Source organism: Corynebacterium sp. CCUG 61414 (genome assembly GCF_024453945.1).
Lineage (GTDB): Bacteria > Actinomycetota > Actinomycetes > Mycobacteriales > Mycobacteriaceae > Corynebacterium > Corynebacterium pseudogenitalium.
This window is the reverse complement of record NZ_JAGPYU010000009.1, coordinates 1-24693: the sequence shown is the minus strand read 5'-3', so window position 1 is coordinate 24693 and position 24693 is coordinate 1. Positions and strand designations below refer to the sequence as shown.

Here is a 24693-nt window from a genome sequence, read left to right as displayed (position 1 = left end):
GCTACTTCACCTCCCGGCACGCGCCCTGCGGGGCGTCCTTCGCCGCATCATTATCGACGCACACTGGCAACGCCTCACCAGACAACCGGTTCAGAATCCCCAGCACATCGTCATACGTGCCGCCCTTGAAGTTCTCCACCGTGTTCAGCTGGCTCTCCGGCAGGTCATTGATACCGAAGATCACGCAGTCCTGCGGCACCGAGTTCGACGACACAATCTGCAACTTGTTCTGCTCATTAATGCACGCCCGCTGAATCACCTCACGGCGCGGCTCCGTAAACAACGACGTCCCGACGGCCCGCTCAATCGCGAAGTGGCCGTCGTTGCCGTCGGTGCCTAAAAAATAGCGGTCGTTGAGCCTATCGTTCGTCCACAACACCGCCGCCAGCGACAACATCAGCACAATCACCAACGCGGACAGCACCCACGGCCAAATGTTCACTTTGCGGCGAAACCGCTGGTCATCCTCCTCGTCCGCCGACGCGTCACTCGCGCCGGGCTGCGACCCATCACGGCCGCCCTCACGATTGTGGTTCGGCGGAATCGTCTCCGACTTGCGCATCAATGCCGCCGCCCTCGAAGCGGAAGAGTCCGGGTGCGTCGACTCGAACTCCGGCGCCAACGCGCCCGCCATCGCGGGGGCCGTCGGCAAGTCGGGGTGCTCCTCGCCGTCTTTGACCTCCACCACATCAGCGATGACCACCGTGATGTTGTCCGGCCCACCCGAACGCAGCGCCAACTCAATCAGCCGCTGCGCCGCTACTGACGGGGTGCCCTGACCAAGCGCCTCCCCAATCGTCGACGCCGTCACCGGATCCGACAAACCATCCGAGCACAACAACACACGATCCCCCGCGCGAACCTGAACCATCTCCAGGTGCGGCTCCACCGGGTTGCCCGTGTACGCCTTCAAAATCAACGACTTCTGCGGGTGACTCGACACGTCCTCCGGGTCCAGCTTCCCCTCGTTGACCAGGGACTGCACGAACGTGTCGTCCTCGGTGAGCTGGCGAAGCTGGCCGTCGCGAAGCAAGTAGCCTCGCGAATCGCCCACGTGAATGAGGCCGAACTCCGCGCCGTTGAACATCAACGCCGTCAGCGTCGTGCCCATGCCCTCCTGCTCCGGGTGCTGCGCCACCGAACGCTCAATCGTCGCGTTCGCATCATCTGCAGCCGCCCCGAGCAGCGCCAACATGTCGGCGTCCTCCGGATCCCGGTCGAGGTGCTCCATGTGGCTGACCATCAACTGCGAGGCAACCTCGCCCGCCGCGTGGCCACCCATCCCGTCCGCAAGCAGCAGAAGGTGCGGGCCCGCGTAGGCGGAGTCCTCATTGTTTCCACGCACCAGACCCTTGTCCGATGCCGCCACATAATTCAACCGCAGCGTCATGGCATCAACCTCACAATCGTGCGCCCCATCTTGATATTCGTCCCCACCGATACCCGCTCCGGTTGGTCAATGCGCATGCCCTGCACAAAGGTGCCATTGCGGGAGTCCAGGTCCTCTACGAACCAGTCGCTGCCGCGGCGGAACAGTCGCGCGTGCCGCGAGGACGCAAAGTCGTCCCCAAGCTGGAAATCATTGTCCGGCGAGCGGCCCAGCGTCACATGCTCCACACTCGCAATCTCCATGTGCGAGCCCTGCAGCGGCCCCTCAACGACCGCAATCTGCCGGACCTTCTCACGCGACTGCAGCGGTTTCCCCGCCTGCTTCACTTGTCGACGCCCAGCTCCACCCACCTCACGCACATTCTTCCGCTGCACCCACAACACCAGCAGAATGAACAGCCAGAGCAGCGCGAGCAGGCCAAAGCGTGCGCTCAGGATCACCGCGGAATCCAACAAAGGAGCTCCTTCAGGTCAGGGCTTGTTAGGCCTGGAAAAATTCTGTCTGCGGGTGCGACGCCGCATCCGTGTAGCGCGGCGCGCCCTCCTCCGGGTCCGGCGCCGCGGGGCTCGACGCCCTCGGCTCCACGATGCGCACCTCAATGTGGGAATGGCCCAGGGTGATCACGTCGCCGTCGGCAAGCATCCAGTTCTCCACAGGCTCATCATTGACCGTCGTGCCGTTCGTCGACTGCAAATCGACCAACACCGCAACCTGGCCATCCCACGTAATCTCCGCATGCTGCCTCGACACACCCGTGTCCGGCAGGCGGAAATCCGCATCATTCGAACGGCCCAAAATATTCGAGCCCTCATGCACCAAGTAAGTGCGCGACGACCCGTCCTGCAACAGCAGGCTCACAGTCGCTTCGCCACCCTCCACCGGCGTCATCGTATTTGGCTCATGCATGTGATCCTCCTGATCCCGGTTTGCCGCATGACGGTGCCTACCGCCCTTCGACCGCTTCGTAGGCTCCGCCACAATGGCATCAAACCCACTCGCGACCTCCGGCTGCGGATCAATATAAGAACTGACCCGCAACTGGCCCGTACGCAGCCCTGACTCCTCCGCGATCCGCACAACCGCCGGCCCATCAAAGAACCAACCCTGGTTGCGCACATACCGCGTCAGTTGTTCCGCGAGGTGCACCGGCAGGTCACGCTCCCGCGACAAGTTCTCCAAATCCTTCGAAGAAACACCCACCGCGAACACATTCGGCACCACAAACTCATCATGGTCAGTCACCACCACAGAGTCCTGCGCCTCCTGTTTCAGCAGTTCCTCGATCTCAGCCGGAACTACCTTGCCGCCGAAGAGCGCCGCCATCGAATTATCCAGGCCACGCTGCAACGAACTATCCAGCTTTGCCAATCGATCCATGACTCCCATCCGCATGCACCTCCTTTCTTTAACCCCGTTAGTATAGGTGCGCATTCCGACACAGCCTAGTGTGAAACACCTTTACACCCCATGACGTGCCGATTTGGCACTTCTCTATGTAAGGGTGTTATATTGTTCCAGTGCCCGCCCGGGTGGCGGAATTGGCAGACGCGCTGGCTTCAGGTGCCAGTGTTCGCAAGAACGTGGGGGTTCAAGTCCCCCCCCGGGCACAAACGGACCGGCTCTCCTTCGGGAGGGCCGGTTCTTTTTATGCTTGGGTGTCTCTAGGGAGCGAGTGCCAAAAGACGCAACCCAATTTGGTACGGCCATTTAAAGTGCCAGGCCAGAAAAGGGCTAGATTTTAAGAAGGGTCAGATTTGGCACTCCTGCGAGTTTCCTGTGCACCACAATCCCCATTTTCAAGCAACCCGAGCGGCGATTCCCCAGGTCGCGAAAATGCCGACCCGGAATCTGGTGCAAAGGCCCGCGAGTAGGTGAAAATAACAACAACCCCAGGCACTTGGCCCGGGGTTGTGGGGTATGGTGCGTCGATCTACATCGACGCTCTGTGGAAAAGGATAACATTAGCGACGATGCTCGGGGCCGCTCGCTTCGAGAAGTACTTCACTACCCGCACCCAACGGCTTCCAGTTCGTTACTTCGGTCGTGACATAAACGACGAGAAATTAACAGTGCTGATAAAAGACCGAGGCCACTCCTCGTCGTCGGTCAAAAGCATGTCCTCCCACAAACGCGACACGGCCGCCCCGGGCTCAATAGGCTCATCGATCGTCCCTAGTGCGGTGGAATAGCTATACATATTCCATTCATCCTCGTTAACCGGTTCATCACTCTGAGCCTGGAGATCATGGAGCAAGTTTTCTTTCACGACTGAGTCAACCTCATAAAACTCCACATCAGCAACCAGATAGACGGTGGTGAACTGTTTTACGCGTTCCACTCGTTCAAGATAGCGCTGATAGCACCGAGGAAGATCCTCCTCTTTGGCAAGGAAGTAGGTTCTAGTCAGAGTGATTTCGCTGAGTGTCATTTAGGGTTCCAATTCGTGTCATAGGCACCCGAAGGGCGGTACTTTCTCTGTGGGTAGCAATGCCTCTTATGGGCGTTGTTGAACTTGTTCACGTACAGGTTAGCTTCTTTTTCAGCGTCGTCAGGGTTCGATGGGTGGTTGCGGAATTGAACCATCAACCGCTAGAGCATGAGTCGCCGCGATGGACCAAGTTCGAAAGTGGGCGAGGAGAGGGGTACGGCGCCGGAGGCTCCAGTGCCAAAAGACGCAACCCAATGTGGTCCGGCCATTTAAAGTGCCAGGCCAGAAAAGGGCTGGATGGATAGCGATGTCAGATTTGGCACTCCTGCGAATTTCCTGTGCACCACAATCCCCGTTTTTAATCAGGCCGAATGACGTTTCCCCAGGTCGCGAAAATGCCGACCCGGAATGTGGTGCAAAGTTCCAGATGGAGCGTCCACGCCGCATATCGGCAGCGCACACCTAGTAAGGTGAGCTGCAGTATTGTTGCATATCCCTGAAGGAAGCCCCTCATGACGAACCCGTACCAGCCCGACGACACCCACCCTGGCACCAACGAGTGGGCGACCCAGCAGCCGCAGCAGCCTCAGCAACAGCAGTACCAGCAGCCGTACTACCAGCAGCCATATCAGCCGCAGCCCCCGTATCAGCCGCAGCAGAAGAGCAACACCGGCTTGGTGGTGGCGTTGTCGGTGTTGGGGACGTTGGTGTTGTTGGCGTTGGCTGGAGCGGTGGCGTTTTTGGTTGTGCGTTCCGATGGGTCGAATGGGGAGCAGCAGGACCCGGTGATCGTGACGGAGGTTGAGACGGTCGCGCCGGAAGCCGGCAGCAACGGCAGCCAGAACAGTCAGGGCAACAAGCCTAATGTGAACCGGCGTGAGCCGATGGGGTCGAGTGCGGGGTTCTCGAATGCGACGGCGGAGACCGGGAATACGTCGTCGGAGTTCGCGGGTAATGTGTTGGCTGTGTTTAATGAGCGGGCTGCGGCCACTGGTGAGTTCCCGGGGTCGTTGAGTGTGTATAGCCCGGTGACGGGGCAGACATACACGATGTCGTGCTGGCCGGCGGGTGGGGGAGCCCGGTGCCAGGGCGGTAATAACGCGTCGGTGTATTTGTACTAATGGCGTTGTATCCTCGCCCGTTGTCGGTGGGCGATCATGTGCGTGTGGTGGCTCCGGCGCGTTCGTTGGCGTATGTGGAGCAGGGGCCGGCGGGTCGTTTTGTGGCTGAGTTGGCCACGCGCCGCCTGGAGCAGCTTGGCCTGTCGGTGAGTTTTGGGGCGAATGTGCGGGTCTCGGACATGTTTTGGTCTGCGCCGGGCAAGCTGCGGGCTGAGGATCTTATCGACGCCTACTCCGACCCATCCGTCGACGGCATCATGAGCGTGATCGGCGGCTTTACCAGTAACGAGATCCTGCCTCACCTGGACTTTGATGTGATTGCGGAGCACCCGAAGTTTTTGTGCGGGAATTCGGATGTGTCGGCGTTGGCGAATGCGGTGTATGCGAAGACGGGCCAGGTGGTCTACGTGGGCCCGCATTGGTCGACGTTGGGGATGCGCGATTTCGGCGAGGTGACGCGTGATGCGTTTGTGCAGGCGGCGTTTACTGATGGGCCGATCGTGTGGGAGCCGGGGGACTGGTACACAGACGATGACTGGTTTATTAACCAGGATGGTCGCGTGCAGGAGCCGGATGATGGCTGGTGGGTGATCCAGGAAGGCCGCGCGGAGGGGATTGCGCTTGGGTCGAATTTGGGCACGTTGGGGTTGTTGTCGGGCACGGAGTTTATGCCGTCGCTCAATGATGCGGTGTTGTTTGCGGAGGTGACGGGGAAGTACACCGTGATGGACTTTCGGCGTGAGCTGGTGTCGTTGTTGCAGGCCCCGGATGGTCACGGGATTGAGGGCTTGGTGATTGGGCGCTTCCAGACCGCGAGCCGTGTCACGAGGGTGATGGTGGAGGAGATGGTGGCGTCGATACCTGAGCTGAGGGGGAAGCCGGTGGTGGCGAACGCATCGTTTGGGCACACGAACCCCTTGCTGACGTTCCCGGTCGGCGGGCGTGTGGATGTTTCGGTGGAGGGGGGAGAGGCGTCGATTAGCTTTCCTAGAGTGTAGTTTGTCCCTATGACTGATTCGACGCCGGGTCAACGTTGGACCTTCTTTGCAGTGATTTCGCTCGGTCTGCTGATGATCGGGCTGGACAATTCAATTCTGTATACGGCGATGCCGGAACTCAACGAGCAGCTGCACACCACCCCGACCCAGGGCTTGTGGATTATTAACGCCTACCCGCTGGTGCTGGCGGGGCTGTTGCTGGGCACTGGCACGCTGGGGGACAAGCTGGGGCATCGCCTGATGTTCATCGTTGGGCTGGTGGTGTTCGGGGTGGCGTCGCTGGCGGCGGCGTTTGCGCCGTCGGCGTGGCTGCTTGTGGGTGCGCGCGGGCTGCTCGGCATGGGTGCTGCGGTGATGATGCCGGCGACGCTCGCGCTGATCCGTTTGACGTTTTCGGACGAGCGGGAGCGCAACACCGCGATCGGCATTTGGGGGTCGGTGGCCGTGGTGGGTGCGGCGCTGGGTCCGCTGGTCGGCGGCGCGCTGCTGGAGGCGTTCTGGTGGGGCTCCGTCTTCCTGATCAACGTGCCGATTGTGCTCATCGCCCTGGTCCTGACGTTCTGGTTGGCCCCGGAGAACATGCCGAACCCGGCGAAGCACTGGGACTTCATTTCCTCGGTGTACGCACTGTTCGCGCTGTCGGGCCTGACCATGGCTATCAAAGAATTGGTGAACCCGAACTCCGGCTGGTCCCTGTTCGTGGTGGCGGTGGTGCTGTGCGTCGTCGGCGCGGTGCTGTTCGTGCGCCGCCAGGGGAAGCTGACGGATCCGCTGCTCACCTTCGACATTTTCAAGTCGCGCATGTTCACCGGCGGCGTCGTCGCAGCAGCCGGCGGCATGTTCTTCATGGCCGGCGCCGAGCTGATGACCACGCAGAAGCTTCAGCTTGTCGACGGCTTCTCCCCCCTCCACGCCGGCGCCACCATCATTGCGATGGCGGCGGCCGCGATTCCGGCGTCGACACTTGGCGGCGCCTACCTGCACAAGATTGGCTTCCTGCCGCTCATCGGCGGCGGCTTTTTGGGCGCTGCTGCGGGTGCCGCGGCCCTGATTTGGGGTTCGGACGCCGGCAGCCTCGGCATCGAGATTGCGGCGCTGGCCGTGATGGGCTTCTCGGCGGGCTCGGTGATGAGCGTGTCCTCCATCGCGATTATTGGCGCCGCGCCCCTGCACCGCTCCGGCATGGCGGCGGGCGTCGAGGAGGTCTCCTACGAGTTCGGCACCCTTGTCACCGTCGCGCTGACCGGCTCGTTGCTGCCGATATGGATGGTGCGCAACCTCCCCGCCGAGCTGCAGCCCATCGGCATGGACACAATTTACGACGCCTCCACCAACGCACTTGCCGCCCCCGCCTACGCCGGGGCGTACCACAATGTGCTTGTGATGATCGCCTGCTCGGCCCTGGTCTTCGGTGCGGTGACCTGGTGGTGCTTCCGCGATAACCCGAAGTCCGGCGACGCGAAGGTGGCGGCGTAAATGAGCGCACGCAGCTGGCACCGGAAGGCGTCCAAGCCGGTGAGCATCTGGATGTGGGTGTTCATCCTGATAGGGCTCACCCACACGCTGTTTCCTGAACCGGCGTGGCTGCTGATTCACATTTTCACGCTTGGCATTGTGGCGAACTCGATCGTGCTGTGGAGCGTGAACCTGACCGAGCGTTTCCTGCAGCAGCGCCTTCCCGAGGAGGCACGCCCGGCCCAGCTGCGGCGCACCTGGGTCCTCAACGCCGGCGTCATGTTGGTACTGGTTGGCCAGGTCCTGGCCAGCTGGTGGGAACAGCACTGGCTGGTCACCTGGGTCGGCGGGTTGCTGGTCGCTGTTGCGGTGCTGTGGCACGCGGTAGTGCTCGCCCGGCTGGTGCGTGATGCCGGCCCGGAGAAGCGGCACCGGCCCGCCGCGGTCGGATACGTGGCGTCGGCTGCCTGTCTGCTGGTTGGGGTGTGCTTCGGCGCGGCACTGTCGATGGGGCTGCCCGGCACCTGGCAGGAGCAGATCCGCCAGGCGCACCTGTTCACCAACGTTGGGGGTTTTGTGGGGCTTGCCGCGATGTCGAGCCTGAGCGTGCTGTTCCCAACGATGTGGCGGATCAACGGCATGCGCGACCGAACCTGCGCAGCCATTTGGGGCGCGGTGGCCGGGATTGCGTGCGCGGTTACCGGCGCGCTGCTGGGGATTTCGCAGGTAGTCGCGGTTGGCGCGTTCGTCTACGTCGGCGCGTGGCTGTGGCTCTTCCAGGGGTTCCTGGTGAACGTCATCGACGTCCTTCGCGACCCGCGCGACCGCATCACCTACCCGGGCCTGTCCGTCTTCGTAGCGATGTTCTGGCTGATCGGCACGATGCTCTGGTACGCCGTGGGCCTGGTGCGGACGATCCCGGAGATCCCCACGCTGGCGCTCTTGCTCGGCTTCGTGGCGCCACTGCTGATCGGCACCATGAGTTACCTGCTGCCCACCACGATGGGCGGCGGGCCGAAGGCGGTGCGCGCCGGGCTGCTGGAGCTGTCTCGGGGCACCTACTTCCGGGTCGTGCTGTACAACCTCGCGCTGGCGGTGTGGCTGCTAACGGAGCAGTCCTGGCTGCGGGTGGTGATGAGCTTGCTCGTGTTCGCCGTACTGGTGGCGTACCTGCCGCTGCTGCGCAGAGCGGTGAAGGCACAGGTGGCGGTGCTACGCGGGCAGCGCGAGGCCCCGGTGGCGGGCGCCCACGTGGAGCGCCCCGCTGGCCAGTCCGCCCTGGCGTTGGCGCTGGTGGCGGCGATTGTCGCGTCCTTCGGCGGGATTGCCTGAGCCCGGTCACCTAGGGGGTGACCACGAACTGGCCGCGCTGTCCCTTTTCGGCGTCGGTCATCTGGTGGTTCACGAAGGTGTAGGTGCCGGGTTCGTCGAAGGTCATTTCAACAAACCCGCCCTGGGCGGCGAGGAGCCCGAGCGCCTGTGAACCGGTGTCAGTGGCGTTTCGGATCTGGTACTGGCCTTCCTTGAATACGGTGTCGAAGATTTCGCCGACCACGTGGAAGCTCAGTGGGTTGTCGGGGCCGACGTTGAAGAGCCACACCCGGACGGTATCGCCGACGCGGGCTGGAATCGGACGTTGCTGGTATTGGTTGGGGTAGCCGTTGAACGCGGTGAGGTCGTAGAGCCCGGCGGCGACTCGCTCGGGGTCGGCGCCGTCCTCGCCGAGGAAGACCTCGTGTGAGAGCAGGACGTATTCGGCGTCGACAGGCGTGAGGTCCGGTGGGTCGATGACGACGGCGCCGAACATGCCGTTGGCGATGTGCAGGCTCATCGGCATGGTGGCGCAGTGGTACATCCAGATCCCGTACCTGCGGGCTTCGAACTCGTACGTGAGCGATTCACCCGGAGCGATCTGGGCCATATTTGTATCGGGGTTGACCTCACCCGCGTGGAAGTCGATGGAGTGCTCCATTGTGCCGTCGTTGACGATGGTGATGCGGAACAGGTCACCGACGCGCCCGCGCAGTACGGGACCTGGCATTTCCCCGTCGAAAGTCCAGACGGGTTGGGTGACGCCGGGCGCGACCTGGCGCTCGCTTTCGGCAACGTGCCAGGTGTGTTCGTGCACTGTTCTTTCGGGAGCATCGGGCGCGGGAGGCAGCGCCGGGTCGCGGTAGACCAGGCCGTCGTCAGGCCCATCCGCGGCGACTACCGGTCTCGGCGCGGCGCTCGGCGAAGTGCTCGGGCTCGCCGACCCGACCACGACGTCGAACACCATGCCCATCGCCTTGTGTCCGGCGATCGTGCACCAGCCCTGCGTGGACTCGGTGAAGACGCCGAAGTCGTGGACGACGGTGTCGCCGGGGTCGATGCGCCCGGTGTACTCGCTACCCAGCTTGAGGTCGTGCTGCTGGTCATCGGAGTTGGTGATGGTGAGGATGAGGCGGGTACCGGAGGGGACGTTGATACGATTCGGCGTGAAGGCCATGCCGTGGATGTCGACGTCGAGGGTAGTGGCGCCGCTGGTGTCGAGTGGAGCCGAGCTGCCATCGTCGCCTGCGGTCGAGCTCAGCGCGCTGAACGCCACCACGAGTGCCACAAACACCGCAATGATGCCCCACGCCAGGCCGTCGGAGGTCTGCCCTTTTTTATTCACGGTCCCGATCGTAATAAATACGGCCTGGAATAGGGAAAATCGGCGATTTCGGTTTAAGCTGGTAAAGAGCTCTGACCGAAGGAGGACACGTGGATTCGGCGACTCCGCTGACGATAGAGGGGTCTGGCAGTTTGCTGTGCACCAGAACCCGGGTTTTCGGCGGGGAGAAAAGACAAAACACCTGGTCACCTCTTGTGCAGAGTGGAATTTGGTGCGCCTTATCGCGACACGCGGCTTAATCCAAGCTCAACGCCCATAGAAAAACCCTCGGGGGAACACAAAGTCGATGTCTGTGACCCAGATCCGAGGGACTACGTTGGTTAGAATAGCAGGCCTGATCAATGCGCCGATGAGGCCCTTAAACTGTATGTATGGAACCACGACTTGGGCCAGGTGTTATGGCGAGAAAGTGCGAAATAGCCTCTTCATTACGTTCTTTCAATAAATACGGCCTGGAATAGGGAAAATCGGCGATTTCGGTTTAAGCTGGTCAGTAGCTCTGACCGAAGGAGGACACGTGAATTCGGCGACCCCGCCTCAACCGACGACGGACCTGATGGACCGCGCCGCCGAGTTGAGCGTGAAGCAGCGAGAGGTGCTCGACCGCCTAGCCATGCACCCGCACGGCGCGCAGGTCAGCGACCTTGCCGAGGAAATGGGGATGCACCCCAACACGATCCGCGGGCACTTGGACGAGTTGCTGGCGAAAGACCTGGTCAACATCACGACGGCCCCGAGCGAGGGACGCGGCCGCCCGAGCAACATTTTCCACACGCGCACCCCGCACCACTCGACCGTGACTCGCGAGTACATCGGCCTGGTCAGGACGATGGCGGAGTGCCTCACGGAGGGCGATGAGGAGAAGGCGCGCGAGATCGGCCGTCAGTGGGCGCGCCAGACTCACAACGGGCGCGAGGTGCAGTCGGATGCCTCCGGGGCGTCTCAGCTCAACGCCCTGATCGCGATTCTGCGGGACCTCGGCTTCGACCCCTCCTACCCAAACCAGTCCGGCAACATTGGCCTCAACGCCTGCCCGTTCACGACGGTGGGCGTCAGCGCGCCAAGTTCGGTCATCTGTGCCCTGCACGCCGGCTACCTGGATGAACTCAGCGGCGGCATCGTGTGCAAGCTCGTTCCGTACAGCCGCCCATCGCAGTGTGAGGTCCAGCTATGACTATCGACGACGACGCCGTCCCCCTGCCCACCGCGGAACTGATGCGCCGCGCCGCCGAGTTGAGCCCGAAGCAGCGTGAGGTCTTGGACGCGCTTGATTCCTTCCCAGAAGGAGCCTTGCTCAGCGAGTTGAGCAAGGAGCTGGGCATCCACGTCAATACCGTGCGTGGCCACGTCGATGAGCTGGCGGAGCGCGGTTTGGTGGGCTGGCGTGTGGCCAGCCGCACCACCCGTGGTCGCCCCTCGCACGTGTACCACGCGCGCACCCCGCAGCGTCACGCTGTGATGCACGAGTACGTCGCGCTCGTCGAGTCGCTGATTGAGTCGCTCGCCGGCTTCGACCTGGACGCAGCCCGCGATTTCGGGCGCGCGTGGGCGCGGCGCAACGCGGACCGTTTCGGGGAGCCGCCCGAGGACTTCGAGGAGCTCGCCGCCGCGGTGCTGCGCTCTCTGCGCGAGATGGGCTTCGACCCCCTCGTCCGCGAGGCGGACGGCGACGCTTCCGTGGAAGTTGGCCTGCAGGCCTGCCCGTTCGTCGCCGCCGACGGCACCCCGCCCGCAGCCACGATTTGCGCACTGCACCAGGGGTTTATCGACGCCACCATCGGCCCCCACCACCTCGACTTCATGCCGTTCGACGCGTCGGGGCAGTGCGGGGCCCGGCTGGTTAACCGATCAGCCAGTCGTTCGGACTAAACAGCTCGAAGTACACGTTCGCCGGGTCGAGCTGTGCCAGGTCGTCGCGGATGGACTGCAGGAAACCCTCGCCGCCGCACAGGTACACGTCCGCGCCGGAAACATCCAGGTCAGCGACGTTGAGGCGCTGGCCTTCGGCACGGAAGTAGGGGTGCAGGGAGGCGTCGTCAAGCTTGTCGACGAGCATCCGCATCTCATCCGCCTGCGCCCACGACTGCTGTGACTCGTCGGCGTGCGCGACCGTGACCTTGCGTGGCGAGCCCTCCGCCGCGAGATGCCCCAAGATGCCGGTCATCGGCGTGGATCCGATGCCGGAGGAGATGAGCACCACCGGGTTTGTGCCGGGCTGCAATACCAGGTCGCCGGCGGCGAGCGTGGCGTCGACGGTGTCGCCGACGTTGACGTGGTCGCGCAGGAACGTGGACACTTCGCCCTCGGTCTCCACGGCGATGCGGTAGTGGGAGGCGTCGCCTTCGATGATGGAGTACTGGCGCAGCTGGCGCGCGCCGTCCGGCAGCTTCACGCCGACCGACGTGTACTGGCCTGGGCGCGGCGCCGTGAGGTCTCCCTCCAGGGTGTAGGCGTAGACGGTGTCGCTGAGCTGGGTTTTCTCCGTGACGGTGGCGGTGCGGAACACGTCGCCGGCTTCCACGCCGTCCGATTCGTAGAGCTTGCCTTCGTGCTTGATCAGGACGTCGGCCATCAGCCAGTACACCTTGTCCCAGGCCTCGGCGACTTCTGGGGTGACGGCGTCACCAAGCACCTCGACGATGGCGGCCATCAGGTTGTCGTGCACGATCTGGTACTGGTCCGCCGTGATGCCCAGCGAGACGTGCTTGTGCGCGATGCGGTCCAGCATCATCACTGGGTCCGGTGCCTCGGGGTCCACCAGCTGCGTGGCGAACGTCGCCACCGACGCCGCTAGCGCCTTCTGCTGCGCGCCCTGCTTCTGGTTGCCACGGTTGAACGTGTCCGAGATGAGCTCGGGGTGGGCGGTGAACATCTTGTTGTAGAAGGTCTTCGTGATCGTCTGAATGTTCGCGCCTACCGGCGGGAGCGTTGCCTTGATGATCTCGGAGTGCTCGTCGCTCAGGTATGCCTGTTTCGGGTTTGGTTTCTCGTCAATGAACATAAACACGAATATACTCGTGTTTAATCGGATGCCCTACATACCACCCAACATCCCACATGTGGGATGTTATGTGGGATGTTATGTTGCGCGGTAGCGCTGGCGGGGGCTCTTATGTGGCTCTGTTCGCTCCGCCTCTCCGGCGTCTACCAGGCGATTGAGTGCGTTTTGGACCGCTGTTCGGCTCAGCTGCGTCTCCGTTACGAGCTCGGTCGTGGACCAGGACTCCTTCGTGGCAAGGAGATCTTTCACTTGGTCGATGGCCGTTCCGTGCCGCTCTGCTGCGATGATTCTGCGTTTGTGGAAGGTGATCGTGAAGTGCGTGAGCGAGTTTGCATACGTCGGTGGGGGCATGAGCGCTTTGGCAAGCGCTTGTTCGATCACGGCGATTCCGGAGCCACGGTTTTCCGCGACGGGTCCGCCGTCGTCGAAGCGCAGTTCCTCCAGGAACGTAGAAAGCCGCTGGTTGCGTGAGTTGCTGACCCCGGCGTCGCCAAGGTTTTCCGTGGTGACTCCGCCGTAGAGGCCCCCAGGATTCGTGATCTCCAGACGGTCGGCGAACATCATAATCTGGACCTGGCCCCCACGCGCGGCAGGGGAGTAATCGCGGTGCATGACGGCATTGACCAGCGCCTCGCGTACTGCCTCCACCGGGTAGTCCGGCATGTCTTTCCTGTACACATCGCCGATGACGCTCGCGGTGCGCATGTTCTTCTTCACAAGTTCGACGCCCGCTTCGACCATTTCGGGAATCGTGCCGGTGAGCGTCGCGTTGTCCAGGAACCGAATTCCTTCCGCGACCTCCCCGATCTCAGTGCCTGGCAAGAGAGTAAACGTAATGGTCAGACGCGGGAAGAACTGCTGCGGGTACTCACCCATGGTGAGAAGTGCAGCGAGTGTGGGGTGTTCGCCATCGAGGATGCGTAGGCGCTGCATTGCTGTTACATCACCCTGCTTGAAGGTGCGCGGGCGTAGTGATTTCTGGTGAGCAAGGTAGGGGGTGAGCAGGTCGGTATCCAGGTCGTCCGGGGAGGCGTCTGTCACTGGCTCCTCATCCCACGTGGGTTGGGTGCGTTCCTCGAGCAGGCGGTCAATTTCGTAGGGCTCGAGGCGCCGCTCGCCTTCCCCGGTACGAGTAAAGCTGCCCTTGTACATCCCTCGGTCCTTGACGTAGCAGGGCTGCTCGCGCGGGGGAAGGGCGGGCACCTCGACGACTACAATCACGGACCCTTCGAACGGCACCGGCGTGACAAGTGGTCGAAGCACTGGTGAGAGCTGGTCACAGCGCGACGCGACCGCATCCTGGGCGCGCTGCGCATCGAACCTATCGAGCGGGGCGAAGGATGCGTCCTCGCTCAATCCGATGAGAATCACCCCACCCCGCGTATTCGCAAACGCGGAGAGCGTCTCCAGGATGCTCTTCCCGACGTTCGATTTCACCTCAACTTGCGGTGTCTCACCGACCAACCGCAGATCTGCGACGATCTTCGATAACTCTTCTGCCTGCATAAACTCAACATACCACCCAACATCCCACATGTGGGATGTTATGTGGGATGTTATGTGGGAAGTAAGCTGGCGGCATGCCAACTCCAGTGCCTGCGTACCTCGATAAGATCCTCGACCTCGTCCGCGACGACGACGCCGGCGAGCCCGCCGACTACATCGAGTCGCTGCGCACGGCCGACCCGGACAAGCTCGGCCTCGCCGTGTGCACCACGTCCGGCCACCTCTACTCCGTCGGCGACGACAGCTACGAGTTCTCCATCCAGTCGATCTCGAAGCCGTTCGTCTACGCCCTCGCGCTCGAGGAACTCGGCGCCCAAGAAGTACACAAGGTTGTGGGGGTTGAGCCCTCGGGGGAGGCCTTCAACGCCATCTCTCTTGACGACGCCACCAACCGGCCCTCAAACCCCATGATCAATGCAGGCGCCATCGCCGTGAACCAGCTCATCAACGGGGCGGATTCGAGTGTCGAAGACCGCGTCGAGAAGATTCGGTCGTTCTTTTCCCGCCTTGCGGGCCGTGAACTGCGCATCGACCAAAACATCCTCGACGACGAGCTGGCAACCGCGCACCGCAACCTGTCCATCGCGCACCTGCTTCGGGAATTCGGCATGGTCCAAGACCAGGCCCACGACGCCGTGAACTCCTACACGCAGCAGTGCTCCATCCTGGTCACCGTCCGCGACCTCGCCGTGATGGCCGCCACCTTGGCCAACGGCGGCGTCCAGCCGATCACCGGCGAGCGCATCATGTCCGCTGCGGCTAGCCGGGTGACACAGGCCGTGATGACGTCCGCTGGCATGTATGACGGCTCCGGCCGCTGGATGGTCAACGTGGGCATCCCCGCAAAGTCGGGCGTGGCCGGTGGCCTCATCGGCACGATGCCCGGGCAGCTCGGCATCGCCTCGCTCAGCCCGCGCCTGGACAAACAGGGCAACTCGGTACGCGGCGTGAAGATCTTCCGCGAGCTGTCCGAATCCCTCGGACTCAACCTGATGAGCGCCGACTACTACGCGGCGCCGGGGATCCGGACGGTGGATCGTCGAGAAGCGAAGACCGTCGTGCAACTCCAAGGCATGATCAACTTCACCGCCGCCGAGAAAATCCTCCACGACCTCGGCGAATACCGCCTCGCCGGCAACCGCCTGGTGCTCGACGTCTCCCACGTCACCTCCTTCAACAAGGCCGGGCGCCTGCTGATTAAAGAAGGCATCAAGCAGATCCGCGACCAAGGTTTCGACGTCTCCATCTACGACCCCGACGGCGCCATGCCCGACTACGAGTTCTCCGACGGCACCAAATTCCGCGCCGTGAAGGACTTCTCCACCTCCTTCGAGGTTCCGGCGAGCCGCACCGAAGTCTTCCGCGCCATCACCAGGCCGCAGGAGTGGTGGGACGAAACCATCGAGGGCTCCGCCGACACCGCCGGTGGCGAGTTCCACTTCCAAAACGACGACCAATTCGCCGAGCTCTACGTCTCCGAAGCCGAGCAGGGCGACCGCCTCGTCTGGCGCGTCGAGCCCACCGGCAACCTGCTCGAGGACCCCGAGTGGGACGACACCGACATCATCTTCGAGCTTGAAGACGCCCCCGACGGCGACACCCGCGTCAAATTCACCCACCGCGGCATGCACCCGCACGAGGAAGGCTACGAGGAGGCCGCCGCCGACTGGAAGGCGCGTCTCCGCGACAAGTTGGAGCCGCTGATCAAGCGCGAGAGCAAATCGGAGTAGCCTGCGCACCAAATTCCCTCGCGCGCTTCCCGTGACCAGGGCTTTTGCAAACCCGCCCCGAGAAACACAAGGAATCTGGTGCGCGCACCCACCTTCACATGTTCCGAAAGACGGAATTGGAGATGCGTCAACTTACTCCTGTGATTAGAACTAGAAACACATGTGAAAGTGAGGTGACTCACTGTGCTGGATCTATTGTCGAAAGTCAAGGAGCGAACACCATGGGAGAGCTGAATGCAGACGTTGATGTGCTGGTCATCGGTACGGGACCGGTTGGCCTAGCGCTGGCGAACCTGCTTGGCATCCGTGGTGTTTCGGTCGCGGTCATGGAGAAGCGTGACCAGCTGATTGACTACCCGCGCGGGGTGGGTCTCGACGACGAGTCCATGCGCACCATCCAGGCGATGGGCCTGGCGGAGGAGTTCCGGCCGTACACGATTCCGCACCACATCATGCGCTTGGTCGATGGTGCCGGTAACGTCATCTTGACGAACAACCCGCAGGGTGAGCCGTACGGGTGGCCTCGTAAGTTTGGGTTCCTGCAGCCGCTGGCGGATAAGGCCTCCTTCGATGGGTTGGCGAGGTTCCCGCACGTCACCACCACGTTTGGCCGCGAGCTGGTCAAGATCGAGGAGGTCGAGGGTGGCGTCCGCGCGACCTTTGAGGTCGTGCGTGGTGAAGAGGGGGAGGAGCGCACGGGCGAGCAGGAGCAGATCACCGCGAGGTACCTCGTTGGTTGTGAAGGCGGCCGTTCGTTTACGCGCAAGTGGATGGGGACTGAGTTTGAGGGGAAGTCGCCGTCGACAAGGTGGGTTGTTGTTGACGTCAACAACGATCCGCTGGGCGCCCCGAATGTGTACCTCGGTGCCGACCCGAACCGCCCGTACGTGTCCATTGGTCTGCCGCGCGGGGTGCGTCGTTGGGAGTTCATGCTGTTCGACGACGAGCCGACCGAGAAGGTCGACGAGGATGCCTTCATTGAGGAGCTGCTGTCGGAGCACATCCCGGAGGGCACGAAGCTGGACGTGATCCGTCGCCGCGTGTTCACGCACCACGGCCGGATGGCGCGGACGTTCCGGAAGGGCAACGTGCTCATTGCCGGTGACGCGGCGCACTTGATGCCGGTGTGGATGGGCCAGGGGTACAACTCGGGTATCCGCGACGTGACGAACCTGTCGTGGAAGCTCGCTGGCGTGCTGCAGGGCAACTTCAGCCCGGAGCTGCTGGATACCTACGATGTCGAGCGCCGCGACCACGCCAAGGCCATGATCGATTTGTCGATGACGTTCGGCACGGTGATTAAGCCGACGGATAAGAAGGTGGCGTTCGTGCGCGACACGGCGGCGAAGCTGATGAACCTTTCGCCGCGTGTCAAGGAGTACTTCGCGGACATGAAGTTCAAGCCGGTGCCGCGCTACGGCCGTGGCGCGGTAGTGGATCAGGCGACGTTGAAGCCTGGCGTTGCGGATCGTTCGAATGATCCGTCGCATCGCCCGCGCATCGTCACGTCGCGCGTTGCGGTGAACAAGATGTCGCCGGTGGGTTTGCAGATCATCCAGCCGAAGGTCGAGTACAACGGCGCTGAGGTGCTTCTCGACGACGCCCTGGGCCTCAACCACGCCGTGGTGACCTGGGGCGTGGACCCGGCCCGCCTGTTCACGCCGGAGCAGCTCGCTGAGATGGTAAAGGCGAACGTCAAACTGGTGTGTGCGGTCAGCCCGACGCAGGTCGAGTGGGCGAAGGAGTACGTGTCGGCGGACACCGAGGTTGTCTCGGACATCACGGGTGCGCTGAAGGGCTTCTTTGATACCCGCGCGGTTGGTACGGTGCTTGTCCGCCCGGACAGGTTCGTTGCGGTGGCAACGCTCAACGCCCAGGCAGGCCAGGCGTGGGAGGCGTACAAGCAGGCTGCAAGCATGCGCGTGCAGTAATTACATACTGACTACTTCAGGGGCACTCAGACAGGAATGTTTGGGTGTCCCTGGTGTTTAACAAGTCTTTATCAAGGAGGTATCGCAAGTGAGCGACTCGAAACACTCGGCGCGGCCGAGAGACTACGCATATTCAGTGTTCGCCATTGTGGTGATGATGGCCGGTACCGCCCTTGTGACGACGAGCCAGCTCGGCACGCCGCCGGTCTCGTCGCCGGTGTATGCGATGACGCTGATCGGCGGGTTGAGCTTTGGCGGGTGGACGTTTGCGCTGAACCTGTTCCTCATTGCGGCGCAGTGGGTGATGCTGCGCCAGGACTTCCCGGGCCGGTACTGGCTGCAGCTGCCCGCGCTGCTTGTCGGCAGCGTGAGTTTGGACGGGTGGATGTATGTGTGCCGCCCTTTGGCGTCGACGAATTACGCGGCGCAGGTTGCACTCGTCGCGGTCGGGTTGGTGGTGCTCGGCTTTGGCGTGGCGATTCTGGCTACTGCCAACGCCGTCTTCCTGCCGGGCGAGGGCTTCGTCGCTACCGTTGCGACGCTGCGTCGAAAACCGTTCTACAAGGTCAAGCTGGTCTTTGACATCGTGTGTGTGTTGCTGGCGTTGGTGCTTTCCGTCGTGTGGGTCGGCCATTTTGAAGCTGCCCGTGAGGCGACGATCGTCTCGGCGCTGACTCTCGGGTTTATCGTGGGGGCGTTCACCCCGGTTGCCCGGCGGCTGGTGAAGCCGGTCGACTAAGGCAATAAGAAAATACCCCAGAGTAGCTCCGGGGTATTTTTTCGTGCTGTGTGAGCCCTTGACCTAGCCCTTGAACATATTCGTCTTGGTGAAGCGCTCCGCGTGGCCCATGCTCTGAGCGGTTTCCTTGGAGAAGTAAATCGCCAGCGAGGAAATCACGAAGAGGACCGAGATGATGATGGCCAGCGGGGTCAGGCCGGTCTCCGGGGAGACGAAGCGGGTCGCGACCAGCGGTGCGGTACCAGCGCCGAGGATGGACGCCGCCTGGTAGGTGATACCGGAGCCGGTGTAGCGCAGCTCGGGGACGAACTTCTCGGAGATGAATGCGCCGATCGGGCCGTACTGTGCGGGCTGGACCACGCATACGAGCAGGACCATGCCGATCCAGATCTTGGTTGGGTCACCGGAGTCGATCATGTTGAAAACGATCCAGATGCCGATGATGGAGACCAAACCACCGGCCAGCATGACGCGGCGTCGTCCGAGGCGGTCAGACAGGGCGGCCAAGCCCGGCATGACGAAGATCGCGATGGCGGAGCCGACCGTGACCATCATCAGGGCAGTCGAGCGGCCGACTGGCGTTTCAGTTTCAGCGGTCGCGTTCACGATGTACGGCACCATGAACGAGCCCTGCAGACCCTGCACGAATAGTGCGGCGGTGCCGGCGAGCGCACCGAGGACCAGCTCGCGCGGGGCTTCCTTCAGCATGCGGACCAGCGGCACACCGGTATGCACCTTGCCGGCGCGCCGGGCTGCTTCGAACTCTGGGGACTCTTTCACGTTGGCGCGCATGAACAGGCCGACGATGACGATGGCTGCGGAGAACAGGAACGGAACGCGCCAGCCCCAGTCGGTGATGAAGTACTGCTCGGGGTTGGCGAAGTTGTCGCCGGAAGCCTTCGCGAAGATCGCGAGGACCAGCGTCGACAAGATGGCACCTGCTGGGCCGCCAGCGATGGCGACGGAGGCGCCGAAGCCCTTGTTCTTGGCGGTGGAGTTCTCCATGGCCATCAGGGTGGCGCCGGCCCATTCGCCGCCGATCGCCATGCCCTGGATGATGCGCAGGATGACCAGCAGAATCGGAGCGGCCGGCCCAATCATCTGCGAGGACGGCATCAGGCCGATCGAGATGGAGACAAGCCCCATCGTCATCAGCGTGATGACCAGGACGTTCTTACGGCCGTACTTGTCGCCGAAGTGGCCGAACGCCATCGAACCAATCGGGCGGGAGAGGTAGCCGGTGAGCAGGATGACGAAGGAGAGCATCGTTCCCAGCTTCGGGTCGATGTTCGCGAAGAAGAGCTGCGGGAACACAAGTCCCGCGGCGGCTGCGTAGAGCAGGAAGTCGTAGTACTCCACGGTGGAGCCGAGGAAGGACGAACCAAGGGCGAGGCGTCGCTCTTTCGGCGTGCGCTCATGCTTCGCGAGGTCTACCGGCGGGGCATGGGTGATGTTAGTCATGTGGGTCTCCTGAAAGGGATGGGGTGGTCAGCTAGCGCGCGGACCACGCAACGGAGTGGGAATAGTTTTCGGTTGCCTCAGGGAGGAGGCGTCCGTAGTGGTACTCGAAGGGCTGCTGGCGGTAGAACTCGCGGGTAAGTTCTCCGCGCTGCGGCGTGGCGGCCTCGCGTCCGGAGTTGCCGCGGTACTCGCCCGTGGCCATGCGCCCGAACCAGTGATGGTCGTAGATTGTCTGGTCCGCCCACACCTCAAGCAGCATGAGGTGATTGGGCAGTTCCAGGTTCTCCATCCACGCGTAGTAGAGGCAGCCCGGCTCACGGCGGGTCTCGGTGATTTCCTGGGCGGTCAGCGCGCGCATCTCAGGGTTTTCGACGAAAGCGTTCTGGATGACAATGCTGACTGGCCCGCGCGCCGGCCACATGATGCGGGCGTCGTAGCCCGCTTCTGGGGCCCACACGCCGTCGGCGAGGACGTACTTGGACTGCTCGTAGATCTCCGTCGTGCCGTCCTGCACGAATGTGTGCAGGTTCGGGAGTTCCGGCAGCTTCTCGACGATCTCTGCGTAGTCGGACACGTTCGCCGCGAGAATCGCGACGGCGTAGTCCTCGTCCTCGACCGCCAGGGTTTGATAGGCCTCGGCTTCCTTGATTCCGTCGCGCTGGCGGAGGGATGCGACGTCGTGAAGAAGCTTTTCTGGAGCGTCGGTGGCTCCGCGATGAACGATGCGGATCATACGAGCTCCTCGAAGTCGACGATCCAGTCGGGTGCGGCGAACTCCGGCTTCGGTGGCTCGCGGCGCGCGACGATCTCGATGAGGTAGCCGCCGAGCGCGTCGAAGGTGTCGAAGTAGCCGAACTCGGCGGCGCCGCCGCGCAGGTTAGAGCCCATGCACAGTGGGTGGCCAGCCTCGGTCATGGAGGCGACGACCTCGTCCCACTCGGAGTCCTCCGTGGTCATCCACGCGAAGTAGTGGTGGATGCCCGGGCCGCGCTCATCGAAGAATTCGCGGTTGTAGTGGCAGTCGCCGTGGTTGACGGAGATGATCTCGAAGCCGAAGTCACCGGCGGTGCCCTGGGCGGTGAAGTAGCCGGTGTCGCCGTCCTTGCCACGGTAGTACGGCTTGTCCAGGCGGCCGAAGCCGGTCTCCCACGTCTTCATCTCGTAGCGCTGGATGCCGAAGACGTCGCGGTAGTGCGGCAGCGCCGCCATGACGTCGTGCACGAGGACACCGAAGTGGTACATGCCCTGCACCGGCTGGGGCGGGCGGGTGTCGGTGCTCACCTGGGCTGGATCGGCCGCGGTTGCGGGGAGCATCTCGACGAGGAAGCCGCCCAGGTTCTCACGCGTGTCGTAGAAGGTGCGCGTGGCGCCGTCGACAGTTGCCGTGTAGGCGATGTCGTAGCCGAGCGCCTTGAAGTGCTCCGCGACCGCCTCGTCGTTGGCCGCGGTGGAGCGGACCTGCAGGAACGCGATGCCTTCGCGCTTGGTGCGCAGGAACTCGTTGAAGGGGCTCTCGCCGCCGGTTGGTTCGATGAGCTCGAAGGTAAGGCTCGACGCTGGGCGTCCGCCTGGGCCCTTCTCGCCGTTGACGGCAGGGGTGGTGCCGACGGCGCTCCGCCAGGTTCCCGGGGTCGTCGCCAAGCGTCGGCCGTGCGCGACGGCGTCGATTGGTGCGTGCTCGGCGATGTCCCAGTCGGTAATGCCGTAGATGCGGGAGTAATCCTTGATTTTGGCGTCGAGGTCATAGACGACAACGCCGATGCGCAGGAGGTTCGTGGTTTCAATCTGTGTACTCAAGAGCGTTTCCTTTCTTTAGTAGAACAGAGACAAGTTCTTGACGAGGATGGTTGCCATATCGAAGCGGATCTCACGCTCGAGCACCAGGAATCCGTAACGCGATTCCGGTGCCCGTACGATGACGTCGCGGCGCTCACCTGCGATGGTGTCCTCGTAGCGCTCTCCACGTGAGCGATAGATGAGGAAGTTCGAACGAACGGCGAAGGCGCCGTCGCTACGCTCGTCAATGCGCAGGTTGGTGAGCATGTGGCGTGAACGTGACGGCGGCTCCTCGGCCCACGCCATGTTGGTTTGGAGACGGACGACGCGCTGGCGCAGGAACTCCTTGGATTCCTCGAAGTAGACCGACGTCCCTTTCGGGTAGAACTCTTCCTTACGCTCACGGGCGACGCGATTTTCGCGGACCGGCGCCCAGTAGTCGACGTCGTCGTGCATGCAGTCGAGCCAGTCTTCCCACTGCATGTTGTCCATCATTTCGGCTTCGTCGTACAGGAAGCGCGCGATGAGGCGCTCATCTTCCGCACCCGCAGGGGCTTGGGTCACTGCCTCTGACGCTTGCGTGTTGTTGCTCGCCATGGGTTTCTCCTTCAAAGGTCGTGTAAAAGCTAGGGACTAATCGACGTTGCCTTCGTAAGCACCGTCAGAGGCTGCAGCTGCCGCTGCTGCTTCCGGATCCATCACCTTGGTGAAGTCACGCTGGTCAACCTCCGGAACGCCCCCTCGTTCGGCCTTGAGCTGTTCCCAAGACTTGTCTTCCATCAGGTCACGGTAGAAGCCGTACATGTTCAGCGCAGCGTTGTCGGAGTAGACATGTGCCGTGGATGCGCCTGGGTAGCCGTCATCGTCGTAGCTGACGGGGACGCGGCGCATGTTGTAGGTGAAGCCGGTCTCGCGGGACTTCGCGCCGCGGAGGATGTGCTGCATCTCCTCCCAGTTCTCGGCGTCGTCCTGCTCGAACATGCCGCCAGGGGAGAAGGTGCGCATGACGTCGACGCGGATGGCTTCCTTGACCTCTTCCGGCGCGTCCTTTGGCACGAACGCCCAGGACCAGATCTCCATCTCGTTCGGGCCACGCGGGTGGGTGACGCGGAAGGTGTAGTTGCCCAGCAGCATGAAGTTGGGGAAGACGTTCATGTGGCCGCGGACCTCGCGGAACTCACCGAGGCGCTCCACGATGGAGTCGCGGATGGTGTTCTCCCACTCGATCAGCGCAGGGCCGGTGTTTGGGATCTCCGCGTCACGCTTGCCGAAGAACGCACCGCCGTGACCGTACGGGCTGAGGAACTGGCGGCCCTCCGGGACCTTCTTGCGGCCGGTCTTGCGGTCGAAGGTGTCCGAACCGGAGCTGAGCGCCTCCACCGCGGAGACGTGGGAGATCTCCGAGTGCTGCATGTCGGACGTCGGCTGCTCAACGTTGAACTTCCAGTTCGCCGGCAGGACCCACTTGTGGACGGCGATGGCTTCCATGCCGCCCTCGTAGCGGTCCATGTAGCCATCCAGGTAGTACTTCGCGTTGCCCAGGTACTCCTCCAGCGGCGGGATCGTCTCATCCCAGGAGCCGAAGATGAAGCCCTTGTAGTTCTCGATGCGCGGCACCTTGATCGCCGACAACTTCGACTTATCGATGCCCTCCGGGTACGCATTGTTCTCATGCGGGATGTTGGTCAAGTTGCCTTCGAGGTCATAGGACCAGCCGTGGAAGGAACACATGAAGGACTTCGCCTGACCGCGGTCAGCGCGGCAGATGCGCATACCGCGGTGGCGACACTGGTTCAGGAACGCCTTGACCTCGCCGGACTTCTGGCGCACAACAATGACCGGGTCCTCACCAATGTAAGTCTGGATGTAGGACCCGCGCTTCGGCAGCATTGACTCGTGCGCAAGGAACACCCAGGTGCGCTGCCAGACGGTCTCCAACTCCTGGCGGTAGATGTCCTCGTCGGCGAAAATCTTGCCGGAAACGTATCCTCCGACCGGATCGATGAGTTCTGCGATCTTACTCATATCCACTTCCCCTCTGTGATCTGTGTCATCTGTGGGAGTGACTTTAAACGGAAGAATAATTGGCTAAAACCCACGTTCCAGTCAATGGAACAGCCCCGGCGGGCATAAAAGGAGGGGCCTCGGGGCTCAAAGTTCAGCCTAGGATAGTCTTCCCGACTCTTCCCGGGGGCCAGTGCCAAAAGACGCAAGCCTAAACATCCAGCACTTTTATTACCAGCTAGTATGAATAGCTAGCCCAAAAGAGGTTGCGTCCATTGGCACTCAGACCTTACTCTACGCACACCAAATTCCCTCACGTGCTTCCCGCGACCAGGGCTTTTCCAAATCCGCCCCGCGAAACGCTCTGTGTCAAGTGGTTGTGGTCCGGAATCATGGTTAACAATGCATCATCAATGCACACGGCATCGGCGCCGTTTTACTTGTCGTGCGGATAATCGTGACTTTCTCAGGCAACCCAATCGGTGTTTTCGGTCGCG

General features: G+C 62.5%; 21 protein-coding genes, 1 tRNA gene and 1 pseudogene. 11 read left to right on the top strand and 12 right to left on the bottom strand.

Going from position 1 to position 24693, the window contains the following annotated elements; all coding sequences use genetic code 11:
- Position 1: 1 nt before the first annotated feature.
- Genes KBX14_RS07600 through KBX14_RS07590 form a run of 3 tightly spaced genes read right to left on the bottom strand, consistent with a single transcriptional unit; the run spans position 2 to position 2776 of the window.
- Positions 2-1390, bottom strand: coding sequence for a PP2C family serine/threonine-protein phosphatase (locus KBX14_RS07600; protein ID WP_256042211.1), 1389 nt, complete (start codon positions 1388-1390; stop codon positions 2-4).
- A complete protein-coding gene (locus tag KBX14_RS07595) occupies positions 1387-1842 on the bottom strand; it encodes an FHA domain-containing protein (RefSeq protein WP_070363634.1) in 456 nt (151 codons plus the stop codon). Before KBX14_RS07595 ends, KBX14_RS07600 begins: the two co-directional genes overlap by 4 nt.
- Before the next feature lie 28 nt (positions 1843-1870).
- Positions 1871-2776 (bottom strand): DUF3662 and FHA domain-containing protein, encoded by a 906-nt coding sequence (locus KBX14_RS07590; protein ID WP_256042236.1) that lies wholly within the window; start codon positions 2774-2776, stop codon positions 1871-1873.
- Between the two features lie 137 nt (positions 2777-2913).
- Between KBX14_RS07590 and KBX14_RS07585 the strand changes: the two genes are divergently transcribed.
- Positions 2914-2997: transfer RNA gene (locus KBX14_RS07585), tRNA-Leu, on the top strand.
- A 425-nt stretch (positions 2998-3422) separates the two neighbouring features.
- Here KBX14_RS07585 and KBX14_RS07580 read toward each other — a convergent pair.
- Entirely contained in the window at positions 3423-3818 is a 396-nt protein-coding gene (locus tag KBX14_RS07580) for a hypothetical protein (protein ID WP_256042210.1), read from the bottom strand.
- Positions 3819-4330: 512 nt separating this feature from the next.
- Between KBX14_RS07580 and KBX14_RS07575 the strand changes: the two genes are divergently transcribed.
- The 4 genes from KBX14_RS07575 to KBX14_RS07560 are packed head-to-tail and all read left to right on the top strand — an operon-like array spanning position 4331 to position 8724.
- Positions 4331-4939 carry a hypothetical protein gene (locus KBX14_RS07575; RefSeq protein WP_256042209.1) on the top strand — a complete coding sequence of 203 codons (609 nt, stop codon included), beginning with the start codon at positions 4331-4333 and terminating at the stop codon, positions 4937-4939.
- Positions 4939-5937 (top strand): S66 peptidase family protein, encoded by a 999-nt coding sequence (locus KBX14_RS07570; RefSeq protein ID WP_256042208.1) that lies wholly within the window; start codon positions 4939-4941, stop codon positions 5935-5937. The genes KBX14_RS07575 and KBX14_RS07570 overlap by 1 nt, the downstream gene beginning before the upstream one ends.
- Before the next feature lie 9 nt (positions 5938-5946).
- Entirely contained in the window at positions 5947-7413 is a 1467-nt protein-coding gene (locus KBX14_RS07565) for an MFS transporter (protein WP_256042207.1), read from the top strand.
- Entirely contained in the window at positions 7414-8724 is a 1311-nt protein-coding gene (locus tag KBX14_RS07560; protein ID WP_256042206.1) for a copper oxidase, read from the top strand. It begins immediately after the preceding gene.
- Positions 8725-8734: 10 nt separating this feature from the next.
- Here the strand turns inward: KBX14_RS07560 and KBX14_RS07555 are convergent, their stop codons facing one another.
- Positions 8735-10048, bottom strand: coding sequence for a multicopper oxidase domain-containing protein (locus tag KBX14_RS07555; protein ID WP_256042205.1), 1314 nt, complete (start codon positions 10046-10048; stop codon positions 8735-8737).
- Between the two features lie 517 nt (positions 10049-10565).
- On the opposite strand from KBX14_RS07555, the gene KBX14_RS07550 reads away from it, so the two are divergent.
- Together KBX14_RS07550 and KBX14_RS07545 are read left to right on the top strand one after the other, a co-directional pair.
- Entirely contained in the window at positions 10566-11222 is a 657-nt protein-coding gene (locus tag KBX14_RS07550; RefSeq protein ID WP_083433272.1) for a metalloregulator ArsR/SmtB family transcription factor, read from the top strand.
- Positions 11219-11917: a metalloregulator ArsR/SmtB family transcription factor gene (locus KBX14_RS07545; RefSeq protein WP_083433271.1), complete on the top strand. Its 699-nt coding sequence runs from the start codon at positions 11219-11221 to the stop codon at positions 11915-11917. Before KBX14_RS07550 ends, KBX14_RS07545 begins: the two co-directional genes overlap by 4 nt.
- Here KBX14_RS07545 and KBX14_RS07540 read toward each other — a convergent pair.
- Both KBX14_RS07540 and KBX14_RS07535 read right to left on the bottom strand, forming a co-directional pair.
- Positions 11889-13049 (bottom strand): globin domain-containing protein, encoded by a 1161-nt coding sequence (locus KBX14_RS07540; RefSeq protein ID WP_256042204.1) that lies wholly within the window; start codon positions 13047-13049, stop codon positions 11889-11891. The genes KBX14_RS07545 and KBX14_RS07540 overlap by 29 nt on opposite strands.
- A 78-nt stretch (positions 13050-13127) precedes the next feature.
- Positions 13128-14555, bottom strand: coding sequence for an ATP-binding protein (locus KBX14_RS07535; RefSeq protein ID WP_256042203.1), 1428 nt, complete (start codon positions 14553-14555; stop codon positions 13128-13130).
- 74 nt (positions 14556-14629) lie between these two features.
- Between KBX14_RS07535 and KBX14_RS07530 the strand changes: the two are divergent.
- The 4 genes and pseudogenes from KBX14_RS07530 to KBX14_RS07515 form a co-directional block, all read left to right on the top strand.
- Positions 14630-15871 (top strand): annotated as a pseudogene (locus tag KBX14_RS07530) (glutaminase); the annotation flags it as partial.
- Positions 15863-16285 carry an SRPBCC domain-containing protein gene (locus KBX14_RS07525; RefSeq protein ID WP_255366105.1) on the top strand — a complete coding sequence of 141 codons (423 nt, stop codon included), beginning with the start codon at positions 15863-15865 and terminating at the stop codon, positions 16283-16285. The pseudogene KBX14_RS07530 and the gene KBX14_RS07525, both read left to right, overlap by 9 nt.
- A 221-nt stretch (positions 16286-16506) precedes the next feature.
- Complete coding sequence (locus tag KBX14_RS07520) at positions 16507-18216, top strand: bifunctional 3-(3-hydroxy-phenyl)propionate/3-hydroxycinnamic acid hydroxylase (RefSeq protein ID WP_256042202.1); 1710 nt, start codon at positions 16507-16509, stop codon at positions 18214-18216.
- Positions 18217-18304: 88 nt separating this feature from the next.
- Positions 18305-18955: a DUF6198 family protein gene (locus KBX14_RS07515; protein WP_071573679.1), complete on the top strand. Its 651-nt coding sequence runs from the start codon at positions 18305-18307 to the stop codon at positions 18953-18955.
- 63 nt (positions 18956-19018) lie between these two features.
- Here KBX14_RS07515 and KBX14_RS07510 read toward each other — a convergent pair whose 3' ends face one another.
- From KBX14_RS07510 to KBX14_RS07490, 5 genes are read right to left on the bottom strand one after another with little or no spacing between them, the layout of a single operon-like run.
- Positions 19019-20416, bottom strand: a complete 1398-nt coding sequence (locus KBX14_RS07510) for an MFS transporter (RefSeq protein WP_070363329.1) — start codon at positions 20414-20416, stop codon at positions 19019-19021.
- 31 nt (positions 20417-20447) lie between these two features.
- Entirely contained in the window at positions 20448-21149 is a 702-nt protein-coding gene (locus KBX14_RS07505; RefSeq protein ID WP_070363328.1) for a putative quinol monooxygenase, read from the bottom strand.
- The gene (locus KBX14_RS07500; protein ID WP_256042201.1) at positions 21146-22213 is read right to left on the bottom strand and encodes a VOC family protein; all 1068 of its coding nucleotides are present in this window, start codon (positions 22211-22213) and stop codon (positions 21146-21148) included. Before KBX14_RS07500 ends, KBX14_RS07505 begins: the two co-directional genes overlap by 4 nt.
- Before the next feature lie 15 nt (positions 22214-22228).
- Positions 22229-22789 carry an aromatic-ring-hydroxylating dioxygenase subunit beta gene (locus KBX14_RS07495; protein WP_256001448.1) on the bottom strand — a complete coding sequence of 187 codons (561 nt, stop codon included), beginning with the start codon at positions 22787-22789 and terminating at the stop codon, positions 22229-22231.
- 36 nt (positions 22790-22825) lie between these two features.
- Complete coding sequence (locus KBX14_RS07490) at positions 22826-24217, bottom strand: aromatic ring-hydroxylating dioxygenase subunit alpha (protein WP_070363325.1); 1392 nt, start codon at positions 24215-24217, stop codon at positions 22826-22828.
- Positions 24218-24693: the final 476 nt, after the last annotated feature.